Here is a 22,549-nt window from a genome sequence, read left to right on the forward strand (position 1 = left end):
TAGGCGTGAGCGAGATTTGTATTTGATTTATTTTTTGATTGTGAAAAATTAACAAAAATTGTTCTGAATAGGAGAACACAAAGTTCTGCGGTAATGTGCCAATCAAGACCAAATAAGACGGATAACTTGTTGCGGCGCCGCAAGTCCGGGCGATTGAGCGGGGGGCATGAAAAGCATCAAGCCGGCGTTGGCCGGCTTGATGGGGGAGGGGTGAGGTACTTCAGGACTCGGGCGAGACTTCCTCATCCGGAAGGATGAAGGGCTGGTCAAATTCGCCAGGCATGACCATACGCCGGCCACGCCAGAGGCGGCAGTACTCCAGATTGCTGGTCAGACTGTCACCCGTGGCCCGGTTGCGGCTGTCTGCAAGCTTGATCCAGCCATTGGGCTGGTTGGGCGACGGCTTCTTGCCGCAGTTGGGATGTACCCAGTGAATGCCGCCGGGAAATGGCGCGCCGCACAGTGCCAGGCGTTGCCCGACGGCAATGGTCTTCAGTGGCATGGGTACCGACTCACCCGCTTCGTTGTAACCCGTGGCAAACACATTATCGACCGAGACATCGTAGGTCTTGCCATCCTGATCGGCCTTCAGCTTGAAATGGGTATGCGACAGCTGGATGCCCTTGAGAAAGCCGCCCGGCCGGAAATACGGCTTGCCCGTCACTTTGCCGGTCAGATAAGTGCCGGCAGCAATCTTGCAGTCGGATTGGTCGCTGGCATGGGCCAGCCAGGGCAGGAGGGCCAGGGCGCTGGCCAGAACAATTCGTTTCACCGCTTTTTCCTTGTTTTTGGGGGGGATTGTGCCGGGCCTTGGCTCGGCGGATGGTGCAAGTTCAATGACATTGTATTATCAAATTAAGCGAATGGCATAATTTTCATGCCTTGCGCTACCACCCCGGCAAAATTCACACCCGTTTTGATCTCCCGCCACACCCCTCCGCTTGCTTGATCAGGTCGCGACCTTGCTGCGCGCCGAATGCTTATTAAGTATTTGATATTAAATAAAAAATTTTCGTTATTGATTGAAAGGGCATGGGAAATATGTCATGGGCAAGTTGTCGCGCCGTTTAAAAACGACGATGCGGGTATGCCTGCATTTGCATGATGGCTTCAGGGGGCGGCGCTGGGTACATTCGCCTCGCGCCTGCTGGGCAGAATCGGCCATTGGTCTGATTTTTGTCTCGCGGTGACCAGATAACCATCCGCCTTACCATGCAAGGAACAAGAACATGACAACGATGATTGGTGGCCACAGTGCCGGTGTACTCGACAGCTCGCTCTACCTGCTCAACCGCCAGGACAGGACCGGCAAGTCGGCAGTCGGCAACAACGAGTCGATCTACGTCAACGTTGCCAATGGTGGGCTGGTGGTGCGCCACACCGATGTTCTGTTGCCTTCGCAGGGGGAGGACTATGCCTTCGTCCGCACCTACAACAGCACTGGCCAGCTGGGTAAACAGGGCAAGCCCTGGGCCAATATCGCGTCGCTCGATCTGAGCCTGCAGGACAAGGGCAGGATCACGCTGTTCAATGCCGATGGCAGTGAGTTCCTCTTCAGTTACGACAAGGTGAGCGACAGCTGGATTTCGGTCGATGGTGCCGGCAGCTACGCCTCGCTCAGTTACGACGCCGGTAGCAAGCAGTATCGCGTCATCACCAGCGACCGCATGCGCCTGGGTTTTGATGCGGTCGGCCATCTGGTCACAACGGAAGACGCTTTCGGCAATCTCAACCGGTATCACTACGACGGCGATTTACTGGTGGAGGTTGAAGACGATACCGCTCATGTCATCCGCTACAGCTACACCAATGGCGATTTGACGGCACTGACTGACGAAAACGGCGAAGAGTTGGCCCGCTACAGCTACGATGCGGCACACCGGTTGATCAGCAGCACCGACCGCGCCGGCCGCACCACGCGCTATCACTACGACGACAGCCACGGCAAGCTGGTGCAGATCGACCTGCCGACCGAGCCGGACAAGGCCTTGTTCAGCAGTGATGACGCCTATTACCTCGACTGGCGCAAGCAGCTGGGCGTGGTGTACCAGAAGGCCGGCAATGGTCATCAGGCCGGCGATGCCAAGCTGGTGGCGGACCTCGATGCCAACGACGTCACCCTGATCAAGGATGCAGCAGGCAGCGTTGCCCGTTCTCTCCACTTCGAGTACCAGGCGGCAGATCTGGGTGATGAAGGCGGTACGGAATGGGTGCTGAGTGCGCTGACCGATGCCGAAGGGGGGCGTACCGAGTTCAAATACGGGATCAAACTCGATAACGGCCATTATCAAGGTGGCTCGACCGAGGTGCTGAGCGCCTTGGGCCTGAAGCGCATGAAGTCGAACGAAGACGAGTTCATGCAATGGCGGATGGCCAATGGTTTCTATATCGACTACAGCGATTCGCTCTACGCGAATAACGCGAGCTTCCGGCAGCAGGCCGATGCGATTCGCGAAGGTCACCTGACCCGTTATCGTTTTAACGACAGCGGCGCGATTACCGGCGTGATCGAGCCCAAGGGCTATGAGGCCCGCTATGTCTACGACGCCCAGGAAAACCTGATCGCCTATACCAGCGCCGACGGCGATGCCGTCGTGACCAGTGATGCCAACTACTATCAGGCATTGCGCCAGCAGCTGGGGGTGGTCTACACCGCTGGGGCGCCCGGTGCCACACCGGCCAATCTGGGCAAGGCCAAGCTGGCCAAAGACCTGCAGCCGGCTGACGTAACCGCCCTGCAGGAACGGTTTACCACGCGCATGACTTACGACGGCCACGGCAACCTGCTAAGCCGCCGCGATGCCGAAGGCAATCTCACCACCTATACCTATACCGCCTTCAACAAGCTGGCCAGCGAGACGGCGGCGATGGGCCATGCCCTGATCAGCTCGGATGAGTTGTTCTACGTTAAAAAGCGGCTGGAGCTGGGTTACATCCATCAGGCCGGAAATGTCGCCACCGGCAAGACCGTGGCCCAGCTCAGTCAGCAGGAAAAAGCCCAGCTGCTGGCGCTCTACACCACCACTTACCACTACGACACCGCCACCGAACGCCTGCAGGCGACAGTGGATGGCGGTGGGCGTACCACGCGCTACAAGCACGATGTCTTCGGCAATATCGTCAGCAAGACGCTCAGCACCGATGCCGCTGACCCGGACAATCCGGCCAAGCAACTGGTCACCCAGTACGAGTATTTCGCGTTTGGCACCCTGAAAAGTGTGACAGCGGCGGATGGTGGGGTGACTTCCCACACTTACGATGCCTATGGCAACCGCCTGAGCACCACCGATGCCCTCGGCAACACCACCCAGTTCAGTTACGACGCCGAACACCGCCTGCTGACCTCGACCAACGCGCTGGGCCATGTCACCAGCTACCGCTACGACGCGGTCGGCAACTGCATCAGCGTGACTGATGCAGCGGGCCATACCAGCTACTCGGTGTATGACCGCAATAACCGGCTGGTATCCAGCCACATTCCGGCGGCAGCGGGCAGTGCCTTTGACCGCCACAGCACCGTGACCTATGACGTCAACGGCAATATGACGCGCAGCACCGATGCCGAAGGCCGCGTCACGACCTATCGCTACTCGGCCGACAACCGGCTGCTCGACGTCGAAACCACGGCTGTGGCGGACGCAAACGGCAATACGGTGAGTTATCACACCTACTATGCCTACGATGCCAACGGCAACCAGATTTCCGTGACTGATCGCAATAACCAGGTCAGCCACTATCGCTATAACGGCGACAATCTGCTGGTGGAAGCTCGCGATGCGGTCGGTAATGTCAGCCAGTACACCTACGACGCCAACCTCAACCGGGTCAGCGTGGTGGCGGGGGCCCAGCTGGCGCCGGCCCAGCAGCATCGTCTGACCTTCCGCTTCGATGAGGCGAATCAGCTGGTGGCGGAAGTCGATGCGATGGGCAATGTCAGCGGTTCGTATGTTTACGATGCCGCCGGCCGCCGGGTGGCAGTCACCGACGCCAATGCGCATACCACGGAATTCTTCTACGACTTCTCGTCGGATGGTCTGATCATGACCGAGTTGCGGCCGGAAGTGACCGACCCTGCGACCGGCCAGCCCATGCGCTACGCGGTGGAGCACCGCTACAACCTGAATGGCCAGGAAGTTGCCCGTACCGACGAAAACGGCCGTACCACGAGCTTTGCCTTCGATAAGGCCGGCCGGGCGGCGATGATGACCGATGCCAATGGTGTGCAGACGGTCTACGTCTACGACAGCCTGGGTAATCGCACCAGTGTGCAGATCGGCGTCACCGCCCACCTTGACGCGAAAACCGGCGATGTGGTGGTAGACAGCACGGCCGGCGCGCAGGTCGAAACCTATGTTTACGACGAATTCGGCCAGCTCACTGCCAAAACCGATGGCGTCGGCAATGCCCTGCTCAGCAGCGATGACGCTCAGTACGTCAAGCAACGGCTGGAGCTGGGCTTCAGCAAGGTGGTGAATGGCCAGACGGTAGGAAAGCAGGTGGCCGACCTTACGGCAGCCGACAAGGCGGCGATCCGCTACGGCTACACCGACACCTATGGCTATGATCGGGTGGGCAACAAGACGCAGAGTACCGACCATCAGGGCGTGGTTACCCAGTACGAATACGATGGCCTGAACCGGCTGACAGCGATTGCCGAAGCCGTCGGCACGGCGTTTGCCCGCCGCAGTACTTCAGCCTACGACGGCAACGGCAACCGGGTAGCGGCGATGTCGGCCGATGGTGACGCTATCGTCAAATCGGATCTGCAGTACTACAAGGACTTCCGCAAGCGGCTCGGCATCGTCGATGGCATGGGGCAGGGCGTGGCCGCTGCGGCCTTGACGGCCCAACAGAAAAAGACCCTGCAAAGCGCGTTTACCACCCGCTACAGCTACGACGCGCTCAATCGTCTGAGCGACACCACCGATAGCCTCGGCTATGTTACCCACCGCAGCTATGACGCTTTCGGCAATCTGAGCGACGAGACCCGCAACGCCAGTGGCCTCAACGGCAGCCCGGTGACTACTCACTACGACTACGACCTGAATAACCGTCTGACCAAGCTGACCGATGGCTTGGGGCGTCAAGTCAGCTATCAATATGACGCGGTGGGCAACCGTCGGTTTGTGACCGATGCCCGCCAGAACACCACCGAGTACGTTTACGACGCGCTCAATCGCAATATCAAGGTCATCGACCCGCTCAGCCTGCAGACGCGCTATGAATTCGATGGCGTGGGCAACCAGATTGCCCTGATCGACGCCAGTGGCGGCATCAGCCGCTTCAGCTACGATCCGGCCAACCGTCTGCTGACCACCACCGATGCCGCCAACCGCACCGTGCGTTACGCCTACGATGTGCGCGGCAACCGCATCGCCATCACCGACGCCAATGGCGAAGCGCTGGTCAGTAGCGATCTGCAGCATTACCGCGATCTGCGCAAGCAGCTGGGCCTGATCGACAATGCCACCGGCCAGGGCTTGCTGGCCGCACAGCTGACCGCAGCGCAGAAGCAGGATCTGCGGGCGCGCCATACCACGCACTATGAGTACGACGCCGGCAACCATCTGACGGCGGTGGTGGATGCCGCTGGCCAGCGCCAAACCACGGCTTACGACCGCAACTACAACGTCAGTGTGGTACGCGATGCCAACGGCAACGAGACCCGCTACGGTTTCGATGCGCTCAACCGCACGGTATCGGTGACCGATGCGCAATCGAATGTCACGACCTACAGCTACGACGCCGATGGCAACCGCCTGAGCGTGACCGACCCGCTAGGCCGTGTCAGCACCTTTGCCTACGACAGCCGCAGCCAGCAGATCAGCCAGACTGATGCCAGCGGCAATACCACGCGCTACCAGTACAACGCTGCCGGCAACAAGGTGGCGATTACCGATGCCAATAACCGCACCACCACCTACAGCTACGACGCCACCGAGCGACTGATCGGCGTGACCGATCCGGAGGGCGGCTATACCTCGTACAGCTATGACGCCAACGGTAACCGTACCGATGTCATCGACGCCAATGGCTGGGCAGTGGTCACCAGCGACAACGCCTACTTCCGTGATCTGCGTAAACGCCAGGGCATGGTGGGGGGTGACGGTGAGGGCCTGCTGGCGGCGCAACTGAGCCAGGTCCAGAAAAAGCAGCTGCAGGCCGGCTTCACCACCCAATACCACTACGATGCCAAGAATCGGGTTGATCGCATCACCGACCCGATGGGCGGGGTGACCGAGTACACCTTCGATGCACGGGGCAATCGCATCCAGGTCAAGGATGAGCGCGGCAATGTCAGCACCGTTTGGTACAACGCCGCGAATCAGGCTCTGTTCAAGGCCGATGCCAATGGCTATCTGGTGAAGCTGGATTACGACGCCAACGGCAATGTGCTGAGCCAGACCCTGTTTGCCACCCCGCTGGCACAGCCCGTCAACCCGCATGTGCTGCCGACGCCGGTCAGCAACGCCAAGGATCAGACCAGCCGCTACCGCTATGACAGCCTGAACCGCCAGATTGAAAGCCGCGATGCGGCGGGGTTTGTCAGCAAATCGACTTACGATGCCGTCGGCAATCGCGTCAAGGTTGAGACGGCGCTGGATGCGGCCGGCAGCCAGTGGGCGATCAGCCGCAGCTATTTCGATGCCAGCAACCGCGAAGTATTCAGCCTCGATGCCGAAGGCTATCTGAGCGAGAAACGCTACGATGCCGCCGGCAACGTCACCGCATTGATCCGCCACAATGGCAAGGTATCGCCCCCTCTCAGCGGCATGCCGCAGCCACCGGGCGGCACCACCCGCACCACCCGCCTGTATTACGACGCCAATAACCGCGAGCACTTCCGTCTCGATCCGGAAGGCTATCTGACGGAAACGCTATACGATGCCGTGGGCAACCGGGTCAGCGTGACCGCCTACAACACGATGGTGGGTGTGCCGGCGGCCGGCACCGACCCCAAGCCCAAGGTGGGTGATGGCAAGCGCACCACCAGCTTTGGCTACGATGCCAATCACCGCCTGGTGTCGGAAACCGACCCGATGGGTGGTGTCACCCGCCATGCCTACGATGCCAGCGGCAACCGCATCAGCACGACCAACGCCAATCTGACCCTGCTGATCAACAGCGATCAGCCCTACTACCAGAACCTGCGAAAATTGGCTGGGGTGACGGTCTTCCCCGGCGGGCCGGGCAAGGTTTCAAACAATGGCGCCAATCTGAGCGCCGCCGACATTGCCAAGCTGACAGCGGCTTGCACCAGCAGCTTTGTTTACGACAGCAATGGCCTGCTGATCAAATCAACCGATCCGCTGGGCAATGTCACCCAATACAAGTACGACGCTGCGGGTAACCGCACCCAGACCATCGACGCGCTAGGCAATGTCAGCACCAGCTACTACGACAAGGGCGGCCGAACCGTAATGACGGTGGATAGCCAGGGCTACGCCACGACCTTTACTTATGATGTGTCGGGCAATGTGCTCAGCCAGACCCGCCATGCCAAGGCGCTGAGCCTGCCGCTGGACCCGGCGAGCCAGCCCGTGCCGGTTGCCAGTGCGCAGGATCAGACCGTCAGCTGCAGCTACAACCTGCGCAATCAGCTGGTGCAACGGACCGACGCGCAAGGCTATATCACCCGTTATTTCTATGATGGGGCGGGTAATGTCATCGAGACCGACAAGGCGCTGGACCTGGCTGGCACCCGCTTTGAGAAGACTTACAGCTACTTCGACAAGAACAACCGGGAAATCTACCGGATCGACGCCGAAGGCTATCTGACCTCACGCAGCTACGATGCAGCCGGTAATGCCTACCTGCAGATCCGCTATGCCGACAAAGTGGCGATCCCACCGGCCGGCAGTCTGCCGACCCAGCCGGTTACTGGCAGCCGCGACCAGCGCACCGATTTTGTCTACAACCTGAACAACCAGCTGCTGTTTGAAGTCCGCACTATCGAAAACGGCGTGTTTGCCGTGACGGGCTATAGCTACGATGCCGTCGGCAATCGCACCGAAATGGTCGAAGGGGCCAGCTGGCTGGGGCAGGGCGGGCAGGATAAGCGCGTCACCCAGTTTGCCTATGACGCCAACAGCCGCCAGATCAGCACGACCGATGCAGCGGGCGGTATTACCCGCCGCAGCTACGATGCGGTAGGTAACTGCCTGACCGTAACCAACGCCAACGCCGGCCCGCTGACGCAGAGCGACGATGCCTACTGGCGCAAGCAGCGTGAACTGGCCGGGATGGTGGCGCAGGTCTGGGTCAACGATGTGAATGGCGGGCACGCCGAGTGGGGCGGCAAGCTGGTCAGCATGCTGTCGGCAGCGGAAATCGCCACGCTGCAGGCCCGCTGCACTACCAGCAATGTCTACGACGCCAATAACCGGCTGGTGCAGACGGCCGATCCGCTCGGCAACGTCACCCGCTACAAATACGACGCCAACGGCAATCTGGTGCAGACCACCGATGCCCGCAACAACAGCACGACACGCTATTACGATGCCTCCAACCGGCTGGTGCTGTCGGTGGATGCCAACGGCTACGTCAGTCGCACGGTCTACGATGGCCCTGGCAATGTGCTGAGCAAGACCCTGTATGCCGTGCCGGTGAATCTGCCGGTCGATCCGGCCGTCAAACCGGTGCCGGTCAGCAGCGCTGCCGATCAGACGGTGACCCTCGGCTACAACAAGCTGGGTCAGCTCATCAAGAGCGTCGATGCCGAAGGCTATCAGACGCTGTATACCTATGACGGTGTCGGCAATGTGGTCGAAACCGCCCGTGCGCTGGATCTGGCGGGCACACAGTTTGCCCGGAGCTATACCTACTACGATCAGAACAATCGCGCCGTCATGCAGATTGACGCCGAGGGCTATCTGACCGAAAACCGCTACGACGCCTTTGGCAATCTGCGCAGCCAGCTGGCCTATGGCACGCGGGTGCAGGCCACGCCAGCGGGTACCTTGCCGACCATCCCGGCCGGCTTGCCGCATACCACCTCGTATTACTACGACCAGTTGGGTCGCGAGCTGTACCGGGTAGACCCCGAGGGCTACCTCACCGAACGCCATTACGATACGGTCGGCAATCTGGTGAGTTTTACCGCCTATGACAGCCCGGTCAGCTGCCCGGCGGATGGCAGCAACCCGGTACCGAAGGCCGGTGATGGCCAGCGCACGACCTTGTACAGCTTCGACGCCAACAACCGGGTGCAGGCCATGACTGACCCGGCCGGCGGGGTCAGCCGCTTCACTTATGATGCAGTCGGCAACCGCTTGACGAGCCTCAACGCCAATGCCGACAAGCTGCTCAACAGCAATGAGCCGGCGTATCAGGTGATGCGGCAGACCATGTCGCTGCCGGCCGACTGCAAGAACCTGAGCGCCGCCCAGAAGGTGGGGATTACTGCCAATGGCACCACCAGTTATCTGTATGACGCCAATAACCGGCTGATCAAAGAAACCAACCCGAACAACGTTTCGGTGCAATACGTCTACGATGCTGCCGGTAACAAGGTGCAGACCATCGACGGCCGTGGCAACAGCACGACCGTGTATTACGACAAGCGCAATCTGGCGGTGCTATCGGTGGATGGTGAGGGCTATGCCGTGCGTCAGAGCTACGACGCCGCCGGCAACCTGGTCGGCCAGACCCGTTACGCCACGGCGCTGAGCTTGCCGGTGAACCTGCAGCAGATGCCGGTGCCTGCCAGCAATGTGCAGAAAGACCAGACCACCAGCTATGTCTACAACGCCCGCAACCAGCTGATCAAAAAGACCGATGCCGAAGGCTATGTGACGCTTACCAAGCGCGATAGCGCCGGCAATGCCATCGAAACCGATGTGGCGCTGGATCTGGCCGCGACCCAGTTCAACAAGACCTACCATTATTTCGACAAGAACAACCGCGAAGTCGCCACCGTATCGGCCGAAGGCTGGCTGACGGAACGCCAGTTCGATGCCTATGGCAATGCCTATTCGGTGGTGATCTACGACAAGAAGGTGACGGTGCCGGCCAACGGCAGCCGACCAGTGCCGCAGTCGAGCCCCGGCAAGGATCACGTCAAGAACTATGTTTACGACCAGAACAACCGATTGCTGTTCGAGATCCGGCAGATCGACGCTGGCAGCAAGGTCGTGACCAGCTATAGCTACGATGCACTGGGCAATCGCACCGCGATCACCGAGGCCAGCAGCTGGCAAGGCGTGATCAGCGCCGACCAGCGCACCACCCAGTTCAAGTTTGATGCGGCGGGCCGCGTCAGCGACATCATCGACGCGCTGGGCACGGTGACGCATCGCGAGTACGACGCCAACGGCAATCTGCTGGCCAGCCATGAGGCATACGGCACGACTGACGTGCGCATCACCCGCTTCCAGTACGACCGCGACAACCGCCTGATGTCGGAAAAGAACGCCATGGGCGTCCTCACGCTGATGGCCTACGACAACAGCGGCAACCTGAGCTGGCGCAAGTCGGCGTTCGGCACGCCGGACGAGCGGCTGGAAAGTTATACCTACGACCGCAACAATCGCCTGTTGAGTGCCACCAACCCGGCCGGCGAGACCGTCAGCTACACCTACGATGGCGCAGGCAACCGGTTGACCGAAACCAATGCCAACTACAAGGCATTGACCACCAGCGATTCGCCTTACTACACGGAAATGCGCAAGACGCTGGGCCTGTGGAAGATGGTGAATGGCAAGGTCGTGGGCATGACCGCCGCCGAAGTAAGCGCCGGCCCGACTTATTTGCAGGGGTTGTTTGATGCCTGCAGCACGAAATACAGCTACGACCGCGATAACCGGCTGGTCAAGACCACCGACGCCAATGGTCTGGCCACCGAGTACAGCTACGATGGCCAGGGCAACAAGCTGACCGCCACGCAATATCTGGGCTACGGCATCGATATGCAGGTCCGGCAGACCCGTTACAGCTACGACGGCGAAGGCCGCATCACCCAGGTGACCGACCCGATGGGTGGTGTCACCCAATATCAGTACGACGTGCTGGGCAACCAGACGCAGATGACCGATGCCAATGGCACGGTGCAGACCACCAGCTATGACGGCCTTGGCCGACCGCTGACCGTAACCCGCACGGCAGGCAAGGCGCCGTTCATTTCGCTGAAGACGGCCTACACCTACGACCGCCGTGGCAATATCACCAGCACGACCACCTCGCTCGGCAATGGGCAGGATGCGCGCACCACGCGCTATCAATACGACCTGCTCGACCGCCGCACCGTCGTCACCGATGGTGAAGGCTATTCAACGCTGATTGATTACGATGCCTTTGGTAATCAGGTGAAGATCAATCACGGCGTGTATCTGCTCAAGCAGGGCGATGCCGGCTATGACTACAACAAGGCCAACCGCGCCTTCAGCCTGGTCGAGACCCTCAGTTACGACGCGACCAACCATGTGACGTCGCGGGTCGATGGCGAAGGCAATATCACCCAGTATGGCTATGACAAGTTCGGCAATCGTGTCTCGATGACCGAGGCTGCCAATGGTCTGGGTGGCCAGATGAACTTGCCCAAGCCGGACGCCGACCAGGCCAGCGCCCGTGTGCGGGTGACCAGCTACAGCTACGATCAGGCCAACCGCCTCAAGCAGATCGACACCCCGGTAGGTGGCCGTACCACCTACAGCTACGACGCTGCCGGCAACAAGATCAGCGAAAGCGTGTTGCAGTCGGGCGATCGCAGCTATGTGGTCCAGCACGGCGACACCTGGGCCAGTATTGCCCAGGCGCTGTACAACACCAGCGATGCCTCCACCGCCAGCCAGCTGCGGGCGCAGACCGGCACTGACAGCTACCCGAACCCGGAGCCGATTGCCGGCACCGTGCTGAAGAATCTGCCGCTGTCGATTTCCGGTTTTGGCGGCGTGCGCAGCCTGGGGCCCTACAAGGCGGGGGTGAGTGTGGCGGCCGTGGTGGCCACCAAGACCTTTGAATACAGCAAGACCGGCCAGCTGCTGGCCGAAGTAGACCCCTACGGTACCCGCACCGAGTACAGCTACGACCTGCTGGGCAATGTGGTCAGCCGTACCCTTGCGGCCGACACGCCGCTGGCGCGTACGGTGACGATGGCTTACGACCTTAACAACCGCAAGATTGCGGATGTCGATGCCCTGGGTCAGCGCACCGTCTATCGCTACGACGCGATGGGCAACCGGATTTCCGCGACCAATCCGCTTGGCGACACGGCGCACTACTATTACAACGCCTTCAACCAGCTGATTGCGGTGCTCGATCCTGAGCGCCAGCTCACGACCTATAAGTACGATTCGGCCGGCAATCGCACCGAAGAGCGCATTTATATGTCGCGCTACGGCAGTGTGATCAGTGACGACAAGGTGCCGACTGTCGGTGCGAGCGTTGCCAATATCAATGGCAAGTCGGTGGTCATCGACCGCATCATCAGCCAGAGCTACAACCTTGCCAATCAGCTTGTCTCCCGCACCGAAGCCGACGGTTCGGTCACCAATGCAGTCTATAACGGCGCTGGCCTGAAGATCCGTGAAACGGCCTATGCCAATACCGCCAAACCTCGGGTGATGACTTATGAGTACGACCTCGATGGTCGTCTCAGCAAGTTCACCGATGTTGACTTCAGCACCATTGCCTATCAGTACGATGGCGTCGGCAATCTGGTCAAACAGACGCTGATGGATGCGAAAACGCCCGGCCATTACCGGATCACCGAGTTCGGCTATGACCTCAACAACCGGCGCACCGCCGAGCGCTTCTATGCCGGCATTGGCTATGTGATGAAGATGACCTCGTTTGGCCTGATCACCGTGCCAACCGAGCCGACCGAGCGCACGCTGCTGGGCGATAGCCGCAAGACCTACGATCTTGCCGGCAATCTGCTGGCCGAAATCGTCATGAACGGTACCCCGGCCAAGGGCGATGACACGCCGGCCGAGCCTTTGAGCGCCTCGTCCATTTATCGCTACGACCTGAATGGCCGCCGTGTCGATGAATTCGATGCGATGGCGGCCAATGTCCACACGACTTACGACGCAGTGGGCAATCAGACCAGCGTTACGGACAAGCGCGGGTTTGTGACGAGCTGGACTTACGACAAGAACAACCGTGTCTTGACTGAAACCCGGCCCAATCTGCCGCTGTTCACGATTGCGACGGGGGCTTACAGCCAGCAGCCGGTGGTGACCACCGAGTACGACGCTGCCGGCCGCGTGACCCAGGTCACCGATCCGCGTGGCTTCAAAACCACCAGCTACTACGATGGCAATGGCCGCCTGGTGGCGCAGTACAACGCCGACAATGTGTTGACCGAATACAGCTACGACGCTACCGGCAATATCACCCGGAAGACCGAATACATGACGCGGCTGGCGGTGCCGCACAACCCCGGCATTCGCCCGATGGCACCGGCCGGGGCGAGCCGGGTGACCACCTACAGTTACGATGGTGCCGGCCGTCTGGTGAAAACAGCATTGCCGATTGTCGCTGTCACTTCGCTGATCAATGTGGATCAGCCCGACGCCGTGGCGCCTTCTGCCGCCATGAAGTATCTGACCGAACTGCGCAACTACGATGAATATGGCGATGAGGTTGAAAGCTTTGATCGTGCCGGCAATCGCACGGTCAGTTACTACGACAGCAAGCACCGCAAGGTGGCAGTGGTGGACGCGCTCGGCTATCTGACCGAAACCGACTACGACCAGCAGGGCAATCCGATCGAGACCCGTGTCTATAATCAGGCTTTGGCGAACGTTGCGGCGGTGGATCCAGCCGTACGGCCAACGGTGCCAGCCGGCGAAGTGCTGGTCACCAACCGCACTTATGACGCCGCCTCGCGCCTCATCAAGGAAGAGCAGCCGTATATCGATGTCTTCAACCCGGCAGGCTACGCCGTCGGTAACGACAAGAATCCGTCCAAAACCCTGCCGGTAACCAGCAAGGTGAGACCCACCACGGCCTACGTCTACGATCTGGCGGGCAATCTGGTCAACAAGATCAATGGCACCGGGGCCGGTGCGACCAGTGAGTTCTATCTGTACGACGATGCCCGTCGGGTGATCGCCAGCGTCGATAGCCGTCGCGTACTGACGACCTATGACTACGACGCCAACGGTAACGTCACCCAGAGCCTCCGTTACTTCGGCAGCGTGCCGGTGGGGTTTGCGCTGAATGTGAACACCGACCGCGCCGCGCTCGTCAATGCCGTGAAAGGCAATACCGGCTACGACGCTGCCCAGAACCAGTGGCACACCTATGGCTACGACGCCATGAACCGGCTGGCGATGGAGTATCAGTACCTGACCGATCCGTTTGATGGTCATTCGGTATTGCTCAGCAAGAGCTATGGTTATGACGCCAACGGCAGCCGGACCCTGGTCAAGGACGAAGACGGCTTTCAGACCAAGATCAACTACGACGCGATGGGCCGCGCCATCGAGAGCATCGACGCCGAGAAGCACACCGATTCGGTGTTCGAATACGACGCGGCAGGCAACATCACCCGCATGTATACCGGCCTGACCAATATGGCGGTCAAGGTGGCCACCGACATCAGCGCCAGCAGCGATGAGCATGATGTGTCGGTGGCCTGGTATGCGGCGGAAGGAACGACCCAGAGCTGGGTGGTGTATGCCTCGCACTCGATTGCCACCATCAACCACGCTTCCGAGCTGGATAGCTACGACAGCAAAACCGCTGCCGCCAATGTCAGCGGTCTGGGCGGGCGGCCAACGCCGATGCAGGCCAAACTGGGCTACAACAGCGGCTCGCCGACCTACTTCCGGATCGTGACCAAGGACGCCGCCGGCAATCTGGCCTGGACCGAAGAACAGACGGTAACGTCGGCCCCTAACCTGAATACGCTGCAGATCCAGCAGACGGCGCCCAACAGCTTTGTCTTCACTGCCGTATTCGAGGCCAACGCCAAGACCCCGCAGTTGCAATTCGGCCGCGATAACGCGCCGCGTTCGACGCTCAACTTCGTATTGCAAAGTGGCAATACCTATAGCGTCACCTTGAACATCGCGGCGGATCAGGACCCGCGCACCCTCGACTACAACCTGGTCTGGAAAGACGCTGCCGGCACCAGCTTCACCACGCCGCAAACGCCGTTCGTGCGCGAAGAAGACCGGCTGGCGGTCAGCTCGACCGTGGGGGCTTATGCCTCGGGCAATGGCTTCAATGTCACCATCAATACCCGCATCCCCAACGCCAGAGGGATCGACAGCTTCAAGGCCCAATACCGGCCTGCCGGTTCCAACGCCGCATTTGTCACCAAGAATGGCTGGATCGGCAGCAAGAATGCCGATGCAACCGTCTTCAATGCCACACTGGGCGGCCCGGCCCTGACGCCGGGTGACTGGGAAATCGTGCTGATCGGTGTCGACGATGGCAAGGATGTGGTGGTCGATACGCTGACCTACAAAGTGACCGGCGCGGCGGCCGGTGTGACTTATCAGGCCATCAGCTGGCAACCGCCGGTCAAGCTGGCTTACAGCGGCATGACCGAGGCACAGCTGGTGCTGGTGAACGGGGTGCCGACCCGCAGCAGTCGCAGCGCCGATGGACGGTTACAGCTGGATGTCGGCAATGCCATCGCCAATGGGGATAGCGCCGACTATCAGGTGCTCTACGGCTTTAACCTAAGCAATACCAATAGTGTTACGGTGGCCTCGGCCGCCTCTGGCGCTGCACGCAAGCTGACGGTCAGTACCTCGCTGTCGTGGAATGAGCTGGTCAGCGCCCTTGGCAATGGTCAGCTGCATCTGGCCTGGAAACCGGCTGCCGCCAGCGAATTCACTGGCGATGTGGTGGTGCCACAGGTCTTTATGCAGCAGGGTACCCAGGTAGGTTACCAGACGGTTCTCGATGGCCTGGCTGCGGGCCAGTATGAGCTCAAGCTCTACTACACCGACAAGCAGGGACGCGAGGTCATTGTGCAGTGGCAGCGCGCAGATACCGCCACACCGACCGCGACCACGGCGGGCTATTCGCTGTTCTGCAGGGGCTCCGAAACGGGCACCCTCAGCAATGACGAGGGTGTGTTGAGTGTGAAGGGCGGCATCTACACCGGGGTGGTGGCGGATCTGTACACCGCCAGCAACGACCACTATGCCTTGCTGGCTGGCAGCCGCAATGTCGCGGTGCAGACCGTAGCCAGCAGCCGGGCCGGGATGGCCAACGCCTCCGGCAACCTCACCGGGTACCTGACGACCAGCAGTTACGACGTGCTCAACAACAAGGTACGCAGCACCGAGCGCGATGGCATGGTGCGTACCTATGGCTACGACGCCAATGGCAATACGGTGTCGATGACGCTGAAGGGCTTTGATGGCAACGCCAACATCACCACCCTGTATCAACGGGATGCACGAGGCCGCCTGCTGACCGAGTTTGATCCCTCGGTTCTGGCGCCGGATGGCAAGAATCATCGGGGTGCGACCCGCTACGGCTATGACGCGCTCAACCGCGTCATCAGCAAGCAGTTGCCGGCGACAACCCAGGCCGCGACTTATCAATACGATGCCGTCGGCAATCTGGTGGCGACGACCGATGGTGAGGGCAATGTCCGCCGCAACTATGTGGACCAGTTCGGGCGGGTGACCGCGACGGTCTCGGGTCGCGGTTATGTCTCGCTGAACCATTACGACAATGCGGGCAACCTCAGCAAGGAAGTCGATGCCATCGGTAATGCCAAGGGCTATAGCTACGACTTTTTCGGCCGCAAGATCAGCTTTACCGATGGTCGCGGCATGGCCACGGCCAAGGCAGGCGATTTCACTACCCGCTATGAATACGACCAGCGCGACCATCTGGTGCGGGTGCGGCAGGCGCAGGGCTGGCATCTGGCAAATGATGAGGCGCAGGTCTACGACGAAGAGCGCTATTCACTGGGTTATATCAAGACCGACGATGGCCCGTTCAATATCCGCGCCCTCAAGGCCAGCGAGCTGGGTGCCAACCAGAAGGCAGCGCTGGTTGATCTGTATACAACAACGTACGCCTACGATCGGCGCGGCAATCGAATCAAGTCGGTTTCAAATGGCACCAATGAAGGCGGAAACGCCCTGACCCAAAACCAGCAGGTCACCACTTACGACTACGACGGCCTGGGCCGCATCACCGAAACCCGCCGTTATGTCGGCACCAGCAAGGAAGTTGCCGAAACCACGCAGTACGACAACTACGGCAACGTTACCCAGCGCAAGAATATCGAGGGCTATACCGAGTACTTCAGCTATGGCAATTACGGCCAGCTGCTGGATGAAACCGACTTTGCCGGGGAGAAGGTCTACCACGAGTACAACAACCTCAATCAACGTACCCGCGATTACACCATTGCCCCCTGGCAGCATCCGAATGATCCGGTGCGCAATATCTGGCGCAGTTATGACGTCAAAGGTCGTTTGACCAAGATCGAAGACAAGACCATCGGTACCACCACCAGCTATGTGTACACGCTGAGTGACCGCGTTTACCGCGAAACGCTGAATGCCGTGGGCAACCATGATCGCGACATCCTCTACAGCTACGACAACAATCTGCGGATGACGCGCTGGATTGATAGCAAGACCAATACGCTGGAGAACATCGACTACGACGCCGATGGCAACCGCGTGCGGGTCTACAACGACACCAAGGCCACGCCAGACCCCGAGGCGCCCGGTCCGGTCAACCCGGACAAGCGCACGATGGACCACGCCTACAAGTTCGATGCGCTCAACCGCCTGATCTCGAATGGCCGCAAGTACGACGCCGCCGGCAATGTGATCGAAGAGACGGAATCGAATGCCCGTGCCATTGGCGGTGGCGCCACGTATGGCTCAATCACCTGGAGTTACACCTATGCCGACAACAGCGCCAGCGTGGATGCGCTGGGCCGGGTACACCGGGCGCGTGGCATGGACAGCTACTGGGGGGATACCGGCCAGCACAAGATGTGGCGCTATGACGTGCGCGGCAATGTCACCCGGACGGAAGAGGCGACCAACTCCGGCGGCAATACCGTTCTCAAGGTGGATTCGGACTACAACGTGGCCGATCAGCTGACCACCCAGACCACCCGTGAGAAGGGCAAGGGCAAGGTGTATTCAGAGCGCTTCTATGACAGCGGCGGCCAGATGACCTCGAACCGCGTCACCCGCTATGACACCGACGGGGATCGTGACGACTACTACACCCAATACACCTATCAGACCGACGGCATGGGCCGGGAGTTGTCGGTCAGCGTGGATGAGGTGGATTACGACGACAAGGATGTTCGCCACAAAGGCAAAACCACGACGACCTATGACGTCAACCACAACCGCAAGAAAACCGACTACGGCATCCCTGACGGCTGGAACGACCACGAAATCCGCGAGTACACCTACGACAACCAGAACAAGATTGTCGCCATGCACCATTTCGATGGCCGCAACTACAACCCGGATTATGGGCGCTACCCGCACACTTACTTTGAATATCTGTACGCCAATGGCACGCCAGTGGGCGAGATCAAAGACATTGGCGGCGATGTAGGGGGGCCTCAGGTCACTCTGGATACGGGTGCTTATTCGTTCAACCCCGGCGTGCTGCGCAATCAGGATCTATCGAGCAATATGACCTACGTCGCCCAGCAGGGCGATACCCTGATGTCGATTGCCAATGCGGTGTATGGCGACGCTTCGCTCTGGTTCCACATTGCCGAAGCCAACGGGATGGAAATGGGCTCGGAGGTCAAGGCGGGCACCGCGCTGCGGATACCGCAGAATGTGCGCAATGTGCATATCGACGCCCAGCGCCATGCCCTCTACGACGAAAGCCAGATCGTCGGCAGCAGCATGCCGAACCTGCAGGTCGATCACCCCAGCGCCTGTGCCCAGGCCGCCATGATCATTGGTGTGATTGTGGTGGCGGTTGCTGCGGCCGTGGCCACCTATGGCATTGCGAGTGCGGCCTCGGGTGCCCTGATTGGCGCATTGGCGGCAGCAGAAGGCGTCACCTCGGCAGCCGCAGCGGCCACCACGGCCGGGGTAGCCATTACCGTCGGTGTCGGGGCGGTGACGGGCGCCGCAGTCGGCGCATTGGCCTCGCTGGCGACGCAGGGCATTCAGATTGCCGGCGGCATGCGTGACAAGGTCGATGGTTGGGATGTTCTGGGCGACGCGCTGGGCGGCTTCATCAGCGGCGCAGCCTCGGGGCTGGGCGAAGCGGCCAGCGCCCTCAGCAAGGCCGGCAAGCTTTCAACCATGAGTTTCGGCTATGTCAAGGTGGCGCAGGCAGCGCTGACCGTGAGCAGCCAGGTGGTCAGCCAGCACGTCAAGTACGGCAAGATCACCAACTGGACCGGCATTGCCGCTGCTGCGGTTGGGGGGGCGGTGTCGCTGGGCGCCGGGGCCTATGCCGCCGAGACAACCAAGAACGTGGCTGACGGCATCAAACTGGTACAGAACATTACCGATACCGCAGACCATATCAGCCGCTTCGTCACGCCGTGGGCCGGCATGGCCGAAAGCTATGCCCGCAACGGCGAGCTGACACCGGTGGACTGGGCCAGCGCAATCGGTGGCACGCTGACAGCCGTTACCAGCCTGGGTCATGCCGATGATGCCGGGATTGGCGATCGCCTTCGCTATGGGGCGATTGATGCCGGCGCGCAGCTGCTGGCTGCCGGCGCAGCGTACGGCATTACCGGCAGTGGCGAGGGCTTGGCGGATTACATCGCCAACAGCGTGGGGCAGGAGATCGGTGCGGCGGCTGTTGGGGCCATGCGCATCATCAATCAGCAGGCACAGGTCGAGCAGGAACGGCGTGAAATCGAGCATCTGAAGGATCTGAAGTGGAAGGATGATCCGCTGGTTCAGCTGGGTCTGCGCGGCGGTCGCATGTTCGAAGACGAGCCGGTGGTACAGGAATCCGGCCTGACTTCGGACGAGGCCGCACGCTTCCTGCAAACCCACTGGCGCCTGGAAGAAGAAAAGCGGCGTAGTGACCAGTTCAACGCCTGGTTCAATCAGGGGCTGAACAACATCATCCACAACCAGCTCAGCTGGTCACCGGATACCCCGGAGCATCAGGCCAAGGTGGATGCCGCTGCAGCCCAGATCGAGGGCGAGGAAAAAGCGGCCGCCGCCAAGAAGGCGCGCCAGCTGAAAGCGTATTACGCCACCCCGCAGGGCCAGCACGACCTCAGCAACCCGGCCTTTGCTGCTGAGTTCGTCAAGGAATTGCCGGCGGGAACCGTCCTCAAGACTACTGCGGACTACAAATGGGCGGTTGCCGACCATGAAAACCGCATGGCGATTCGCGCCACACTGAAAATGCCGTCTTTCCAGCTCGATCCCGCCCTCGCCACGCTGGATGTTAAAGGGGCCAAGGCTGCGCTGGATGCCGAGTACCGGGCGAAGAAGGCCTATATCAAGCAGGTCGATGCCGAATTCGACAAGCTCTACCCCGGCCGACCCAGCGATCCTCGCGCGGTGGATCGTATGGACTGGTCTGAAGTGGATGCGCGCATGGCGGGTATCAAGGAATCGCAACGTCTGGCCGGCATCGACAAGCCGCTTGAGCCCTCCATGCCACTGGTCAGCCGCTTTCTGGATGGCGCAGAGTCGGTAGTGCGCGAGCCGGTTTACAACGCCATTGACCTGGGACAGTCGATTGGATTCTTCTACGACGCCTATACCCACCGCAATGTGGCCGGTTATACCCCGCCCGAGCCGCAATACCTTGGCGCGATGGGCAAGTCGCTGACCAAGGATTCGAGTGTCAAAAACCTGGCCTTCCAGGTGGCCGGGCAGGTTGGTCAGGCCTGGGGGCCGCTGGGTAAAGCAATGTTTGCCTATGGCGTGTATGACAACCTGAGCCGGGGTGACTCGGGTGGCATGGCAGAGCTGGTCGGCAATTTTGCCGGCGGCATGCTGCTCAACGCTGCATTCGGACCTAAAGCCGCCCCTGCACGTCCGGTGGTGGAGTCCAGCCCCCTGCAACGGGCATCCGTCGCGGGCGAGAACGGCAGCATCGGCCATTTCGATGCCGACGGCTTCGCCGCCCGCTATGGCGAGCATGGCCAGTTCCCGGCTGAATCCGGCCCGCCGGTGCGGGCGGGTGAAGTCGTGGTGGACCCGGTCATGCGCGCCGCCACTGCCGGTGAAAACGGCAGCCTGCCACCCATCGACATGGCTAGCTTCGCTGCCCGCTTTGGCGAGCATGGCCAGGTGCCGGCTGATCTGGTCTACAGCAATGCTTTCATCAAGGGCCAGCGATACGAAATCACCCCGGATACCCCGCATATCGTGCAGCGCTATCTGACCGAGACCCTGCAGAACAATCGCTACGACTCGGTGGAACACCTGCACCAGAGTGCCAAGGACTTCTACGCGAATATCGGCAATGAGCGGGCGATCATCGCAGCGACCGGCGAAGCCTTGCAAAATCATGCCTCGCCTGAGTTCCAGCTCAGTTCGCATATGGCTGCGGTACAGCGCGGCGTGTTTGCGGAGTCGGGTTTGCTACGGCCGGATTGGGCCCGCAAGATGAGCGAAGAGGCTTACAACCGCCATGTAGACGCCGCGTTTGAACCCGATGCGCTGGCGGGCGAAGCCAAAGCCATGAAGCTTGCGGCGGACCGGCTGAAAGATGCCGAATGGCAGGCCAAGAAAGAAGTTGCCTGGAACCAGCATCTCAAGCCGATCCTGAAAGAATTTGGTGTTGGCGATCTGTCCGAGATTCCCAATCAAGGGGGCAACTTTGCGCGGTTTGAGGGGCTCTTGCGGGAGCAGTTGGCGCAAGAAGTTCTGAACCCAGACTCAGTGGCCAACTCCAAGGCTTCGCCTTTCGCCAAAGGGGCGGTAGAGGTACCCGTTGCTGCCCGCTCGGCCTTTGCCATGATGTTGCGAGGGGAGCAAGGGCCGCTGAGCTTTGAGCAGTCTCAATATGGTGTTGAGCTGGCAGCGTCGGGGCAGCTGGTGATGCACGAGCTGGCACCGGTGTCAGCCATTGGTGAGAGCCGGCTTAATTTCCGTAAGGACACCCGGATCAACGCTAATCGCAACACGCCGACCGGGCAGTTCACACATTCCTCATTCACGCCAGATGGTATGGCACTGCAAGGCGATCTGGGCTCGCAGGTGGCCCGTGACTTTGGCCTGCACGTGATGAGTGGCACCTCGGGTACTTCGTCTGATGGTGTGCTATCCACCCAGTGGGCGGCCAGCCGGCAAGGGGTGTCGTGGAAACCCGAAGGTATGAGCAACAGCCGGGCCGCACAGGCGATGACCGATCTCTCGTTGTACTACATGCGTGAGCAGGTCGTGCCCAGGACCATGGCCGACAACCAGCTCAATCCATTGCGGGTGAAGCTCGGTTACGAAGCGATGCCTGTGCCGGGCCAGGTGCCACTGTCGAATGTGTTTGTCCACAGCTATGCCGAAGTCAACGCGGCCGTGATGCTGACTTTGCGCGGCGTTGATCCCAAGAGTTCATCGGCGATGAACGTCGGCATGGACCTCGCCGCTCAGCGTGCGCTGCTGCGGATGATCGACATGAGCTGGTAAGCCGGATGGGCGGTCTGCCC

General features: G+C 60.4%; 2 protein-coding genes. One reads left to right on the plus strand and one right to left on the minus strand.

The genetic code is table 11. The features are described 5' to 3' along the window. Positions 1-220: 220 nt before the first annotated feature. Complete coding sequence (locus PZA18_RS09875) at positions 221-772, minus strand: hypothetical protein (RefSeq protein ID WP_284100671.1); 552 nt, start codon at positions 770-772, stop codon at positions 221-223. A 457-nt stretch (positions 773-1,229) separates the two neighbouring features. Between PZA18_RS09875 and PZA18_RS09880 the strand changes: the two genes are divergently transcribed. Then, positions 1,230-22,529: a DUF6531 domain-containing protein gene (locus PZA18_RS09880; protein WP_284100672.1), complete on the plus strand. Its 21,300-nt coding sequence runs from the start codon at positions 1,230-1,232 to the stop codon at positions 22,527-22,529. The last annotated feature ends 20 nt before the right edge of the window (positions 22,530-22,549 follow it).

The organism is Parachitinimonas caeni, assembly GCF_030129945.1.
Taxonomy (GTDB): domain Bacteria; phylum Pseudomonadota; class Gammaproteobacteria; order Burkholderiales; family Chitinimonadaceae; genus Parachitinimonas; species Parachitinimonas caeni.